Consider the following 4,878-nt stretch of genomic DNA (forward strand, 5'->3'; position numbering starts at 1 on the left):
TGAAGTCGCTCACACCAGCCCCCGCTCCGCCAGCGCCGCGTACACGGCGTCCGCCGATTCCCGTACGGTCTGGGCGTGGGACTCGACGCGCACGTCGGGTGCCTCGGGCACCTCGTAGGGGTCGTCCACACCGGTCAGCCCGCTGATCTCGCCTGCCTTCTGCCGGGCGTACAGGCCCTTCACGTCCCGTTCCCGGCACACCTCCACCGGCGCCGCCACGTGGACCTCCACGTAATCCGCGCCGGACGCCGCGTGCCGTTGCCGCACGGCGGCACGGCTGTCCGCGTAGGGGGCGATCACCGGGACCACCGCCTTCACGCCGTTGCGCGCCAGTACCTCCGCGACCAGGCCGATGCGCTGCACGTTCGCGTCACGGTCCGCCCGGGAGAAGCCGAGGCCGGCGGAGAGGAACCGGCGTATCTCGTCCCCGTCCAGCACCTCGGCGCGGTGTCCCTCCGCACGCAGCCGGTCGGCCAGCGCTCTCGCGATCGTCGTCTTCCCCGCGCTCGGCAGCCCGGTCAGCCAGATCGTGGCGCCGGTGTTGAGCGGTGTCCGACAGGTGCACCGTATATCCGTCATGTCCGTTTCTACTCCTCGCTGCGATCGGCCGGGAGGCCTCGTCAGGCGCCCAGCCGGTACCGGCTCAGCTCCTGGTAGAACGGGAGGTGGTGCTCCAGGTACGAGGCGAGGACCGGATGGTCGCGCACGTCGACCCGGTCGCCGCCGCTCTTCGCCTCGAAGCCACGGCTGTTGCTGACGTCCCTGTGCCACTTCTCGCTCGGCGCCCACTCGTCGCGGCTGCCCTCGCTCCAGCTCAGCGCTTCGGGGACGTACGGGAGGGAGAGGGCGTCGCAGTACGCCTTCACGGTGCGCTCCGGCGCGGTCACGAGGTCGGCGGCGTCCACCACCACGGGGCGCTCCCCGGTGACTTCCCAGACCCGCTGGAACAGTTCGTGCTGCGCCTCGAACCCGATCTGATGGATCTTCACCTCGGGATTGATGGCGTAATACGACGCGATCGTCTCCGCGGGGTCGCGCACGATGAACGTGTGCCGCGCCTCCCGCAGGAAGCCGGTGTCGGCGAGCACCCCGGGGTAGCGCTCGTCGGTGGTGTCCTTGAAGAACAGCGGCTGTTCGGCGGCCCGGCGGCGGATCTGCGCGATCAGATCGGGCTCGGAGCCGACCCGCTCCCCCGCCACCTCCACCGAGCCGAACTCCGCGAGGTAGGAGAAGGGTTCGTGCAGCAGCTGGAAGTCCCCGCGCTCCGCCATCATCCGGAAGAACGCGGTGGAACGGCAGCGTGGCGCGCTCCACAGCGCGAGAATACGCGGGAGGTGCACCTGGCTCATCTGACTCTCCTAGTCCGGGATGTGACCGATCGCCTCAAGAGCGGTTCACCATAGCCACAGCAGACCCCTCGAAAGCAATGCCGGGCGGGTCCCCGAACCGCCTTGAAATGAAGTGTTGAAACGCCGTTGTCAGCACGCTGTTGAGGGGACGTCAACGCCGTTCAACATCCGGTGTCCTGTTTCAGCGCCATGTCCACCGGCGGGCCCGGACCGATTCATCAGCGCGGTGGATGTGCCACCGGCCCGCGCCCGCCTAGCGTTACGGCTCGCGTCCTGGCGCAATCCCGCCCAGGAGCCCGCGAAAACCGATGGGAAGAGAACAATGGCGAATTGCCCGGGGTGCGAGGGTTCCGTCGCTCTGGAGGAGAACCCCCGAGTGAACGAGATCGTGGAGTGCGGCGAGTGCGCCACCGAGCTGGAGATCATCTCGGTCGACCCGGTCGAGCTGGCCATCGCGCCGGAGGTCGAGGAGGACTGGGGCGAGTGAACCCGGCCACGCCCCCGGCCCCCTTCCTCCTGCTGGCGTCCCGGGTGAGAGCCGATGAGAAGCGCCTTCTCGACGCGTTCGAACGTCGGGGCATGCGCTACGAGTACCTGGACAGCCGAACGGCGTGGTCCCCGCTGCACCAGGGCGCACCGGAACGGCGCCTGGTGCTCAACCGGGAGATCGGGCACGCCCGTGCCCTGTACGCCGCCCGCGCCCTGGAGGCGGCCGGACACGTCGTGGTCAACTCGGCGGCGGCGACCGACGTGTGCGGAGACAAGTGGCAGACCTCGGTGGCGCTGCGCGCCGCCGGGCTCCCCACTCCGCGCACCGCGCTCGGCCTCACTCCCGAAGCCGCGCTGGAGGCGCTGGAGGCCATCGGCTATCCGGCGGTGGTCAAGCCGCTCGTGGGTTCGTGGGGCCGGCTGGTGACGCCGGTCCCCGACCGGCGTACCGCCGAGACCGTCATGGAGTACATCGCCGCGCTGCCTTCCCCGCAGTCGCACATCGTGTACGCGCAGGAGATGATCGCCAAGCCCGACCGTGACATCCGCGCGATCGTGGTCGGCGGCGAACTGCTGGGCGCGGTGCACCGCCGTGGTGAGCAGTGGCGCACCAATGTGGCGCGCGGCGCGACCACGGAGGCGTTCGAGCCGTCGGCGGACATCGTCAAGCTCGCCCTCGCCGCGGCCGAGGCGGTCGGCGCGGACATCGCCGGGGTCGATCTGATCGAGGACGCGGACGGCCGGCCCCTGGTGCTGGAGGTCAACGACGGTGTGGAGTTCTCGGGCTTCCAGCGTGCCGTGGGCGACCGCGTCGACGTGGCCGACCGCATCGCCGAGTTTCTGATGACAAGGGCCCAATCATGCTTCGAGTAGCGGTCGTCGGTGCCTCCGGGTACATCGGCGGCGAACTTCTAAGGCTCCTGCTGGGGCATCCCCGGGTGACGGTCACCGTCGCGACGTCCGGCCGGTTCGCGGGCAAGCGGGTGGACGGCCCGCACCCCAACCTGCGCGGCACGACCGACCTGACCTTCCTCGGCACCGACCGTCTCGCGGCGGCCAAGGGCGAGTACGACGTGCTGTTCCTGGCCACCCCGCACAAGGAGACGATGGGGCGGATGCCGGAGTACCTGTCGCTGGCCGATCAGGTCATCGACCTGTCCGGCGACTTCCGCCTGCGCGACCCGAAGGTGTACGAGCGTCACTACGGCGTGCCGCACACCGCCCCGGAGCTGATCCCCGGCTTCACCACCGGGCTTCCCGAATGGCACCGCGAGGAGATCCGAGGCAGCGACCGCGTCTCGGTACCGGGCTGCATGGCGACGGCCGGCGTGCTGGCGCTGCGCCCGCTGTCCGAGGCCGGGCTGATCCGCGGGGAGGTCCAGGTGGACGCCCGGACCGGATCGAGCGGTTCGGGGGTGTCGGCCGGGTCCGCCAACCTGCACGCCGAACGCAGCGGCGCCATGCGGATCTTCGCCCCCAACAGCCACCGGCACCAGGCGGAGATCGCCCAGGCCACCGGGCTTCCGGTGCGGATGACCGCCACCGGGGTGGAGGCCGTGCGCGGCGTACAGGTGCTGTGCCGGGTCTCGCTCACCGACGGCGCCGACGAGCGCGCGCTGCGCCGGGCCTACCGCGAGGCGTACGCCGACGAGCCGTTCGTGCGGGTGGTGGCGCAGAAGCGCGGTCTGTACCGGCTGCCCGAACCGAAGATCCTCTCCGGTTCCAACTATTGCGACGTCGGTTTCGAGATCGACGAGGAGTCGGGCACCGCGCTGGTCGTGGGGGCCCTGGACAACCTCGTCAAGGGCGGTGCCGGCAACGCGGTGCAGTGCCTCAACGTGCGGCACGGCTGGCCGGAGCGGCTCGGCCTGGAGTTCACCGGTCTGCACCCGAACTAGGCCTCGAGCAGGGCGAGCACGACGAAGACCGAAAGGGCACAGATGCAGGACATCACGGTGGTCAAGTGCGGCGGCAACGCCGCGGTCGACCCCCTGGCCATCTGTTCCGATGTCGCCGGCATGGCCGGCGACGGGGAACGGGTGGTGCTGGTGCATGGCGGCTCCGCCGACATTGACGCCCTCGCGGGACGGCTCGGTGTGCCGATGCGCAGGCTGGTCTCCCCGGACGGGGTGTCCGCGCGTTACACCGACGCGGCCGCGCTGGAGGTGGTCCACCTGGCGCTGGCCGGACTGGCCAAGCCGCGCCTGGTCGGCGCGCTCGTCGCGGCCGGTGTGCCGGCCGTCGGGCTGACCGGCCTGGACGGCGGACTGCTGCGCGCGAAGCGCAAGTCCGTCCACCGCGCCCTGGTGGACGGCCGCCGGGTGCTGGTGCGCGACGACCACAGCGGACGCCAGCCGGGAGAAGCGGGCCGGGACCTGGACGGGCAGGCCGCCTGGGCCGCCCCGAGGACGTGGCCGACGCCTGCGCCTTCCTCGCCTCCCCGCTCGCCTCCTGGATCACCGGCCACGACCTGGTGGTGGACGGCGGGGTGACGTCCCGCCCGACCTGGTGAGCACACCGGCCGTTCCCTCCGTACGTATCCCGGGGTCCCGTCGGGGGACGCGGGCACACGAGGCGACGGACGGAGACCGAGGGTGGGGCGCGGCGCACCGGAAACACCACGACGAAGCCTGCGACGGGCCACCCGCCGACCGCCGGCCGGCCGATCCCGGGCCGCTCTCCTGCTCCCCGTCCTCCTGCTCGGCCTGCTCCTGGCCACGGCCGCCCCCGCCTCCGCGCACGCCGTGCTGCGGGCGTCTGACCCCGCCGACGGGACCGTCCTGCGTACCGCGCCCCGGCACGTCACGCTGCGCTTCAGCGAGTCGGTGGGACTGCCGGCCGACTCCTTCCGGATCTACGGCCCCGGCAACCACCGCGTCCGCACCGCCCCCGCCGGCCACGCCCCGGGCGAGTCCGGCACCGCCCGGGTCACCCTGCCCGCCCGCCTCGCCCCGGGCACGTACACCGTGGCCTGGCGGGTGGTGTCGGCCGACAGCCACCCGGTGTCCGGCGCCCTGACCTTCTCGGTGGGCGAGCGCAC

The 4,878-nt window shown here is 71.8% G+C and carries 6 protein-coding genes and 2 pseudogenes; 6 read left to right on the plus strand and 2 right to left on the minus strand.

Annotation, left to right across the window (positions count from 1 at the left end; translation table 11 throughout):
• Positions 1-9: 9 nt before the first annotated feature.
• Both cysC and H5J33_RS23450 read right to left on the minus strand, forming a co-directional pair.
• Positions 10-579 (minus strand): adenylyl-sulfate kinase, encoded by a 570-nt coding sequence (cysC, locus tag H5J33_RS23445; protein WP_181796877.1) that lies wholly within the window; start codon positions 577-579, stop codon positions 10-12.
• A gap of 41 nt (positions 580-620) precedes the next feature.
• Positions 621-1,349, minus strand: coding sequence for a sulfotransferase family protein (locus H5J33_RS23450; protein WP_181796878.1), 729 nt, complete (start codon positions 1,347-1,349; stop codon positions 621-623).
• Between the two features lie 322 nt (positions 1,350-1,671).
• Here H5J33_RS23450 and lysW point away from each other — a divergent pair, with 322 nt between their 5' ends.
• From lysW to H5J33_RS23475, 6 genes and pseudogenes are all read left to right on the plus strand, one after another.
• Positions 1,672-1,836 (plus strand): lysine biosynthesis protein LysW, encoded by a 165-nt coding sequence (lysW, locus tag H5J33_RS23455; RefSeq protein ID WP_181796879.1) that lies wholly within the window; start codon positions 1,672-1,674, stop codon positions 1,834-1,836.
• Positions 1,833-2,711 carry a RimK family alpha-L-glutamate ligase gene (locus tag H5J33_RS23460; protein ID WP_309485471.1) on the plus strand — a complete coding sequence of 293 codons (879 nt, stop codon included), beginning with the start codon at positions 1,833-1,835 and terminating at the stop codon, positions 2,709-2,711. The genes lysW and H5J33_RS23460 overlap by 4 nt, the downstream gene beginning before the upstream one ends.
• Positions 2,699-3,736 (plus strand): N-acetyl-gamma-glutamyl-phosphate reductase, encoded by a 1,038-nt coding sequence (argC, locus tag H5J33_RS23465; protein ID WP_181796880.1) that lies wholly within the window; start codon positions 2,699-2,701, stop codon positions 3,734-3,736. Before H5J33_RS23460 ends, argC begins: the two co-directional genes overlap by 13 nt.
• Before the next feature lie 42 nt (positions 3,737-3,778).
• Positions 3,779-4,111, plus strand: a pseudogene (locus tag H5J33_RS37730) (acetylglutamate kinase); the annotation flags it as partial.
• Between the two features lie 113 nt (positions 4,112-4,224).
• A pseudogene (locus H5J33_RS37735) lies at positions 4,225-4,350 on the plus strand (SDR family oxidoreductase); the annotation flags it as partial.
• A gap of 118 nt (positions 4,351-4,468) precedes the next feature.
• Positions 4,469-4,878, plus strand: a 410-nt coding sequence (locus H5J33_RS23475; RefSeq protein WP_181796883.1) for a copper resistance CopC family protein, incomplete at its 3' end; no start/stop codon positions are given.

The organism is Streptomyces sp. WELS2 (assembly GCF_013870595.1).
Lineage (GTDB): Bacteria > Actinomycetota > Actinomycetes > Streptomycetales > Streptomycetaceae > Streptomyces.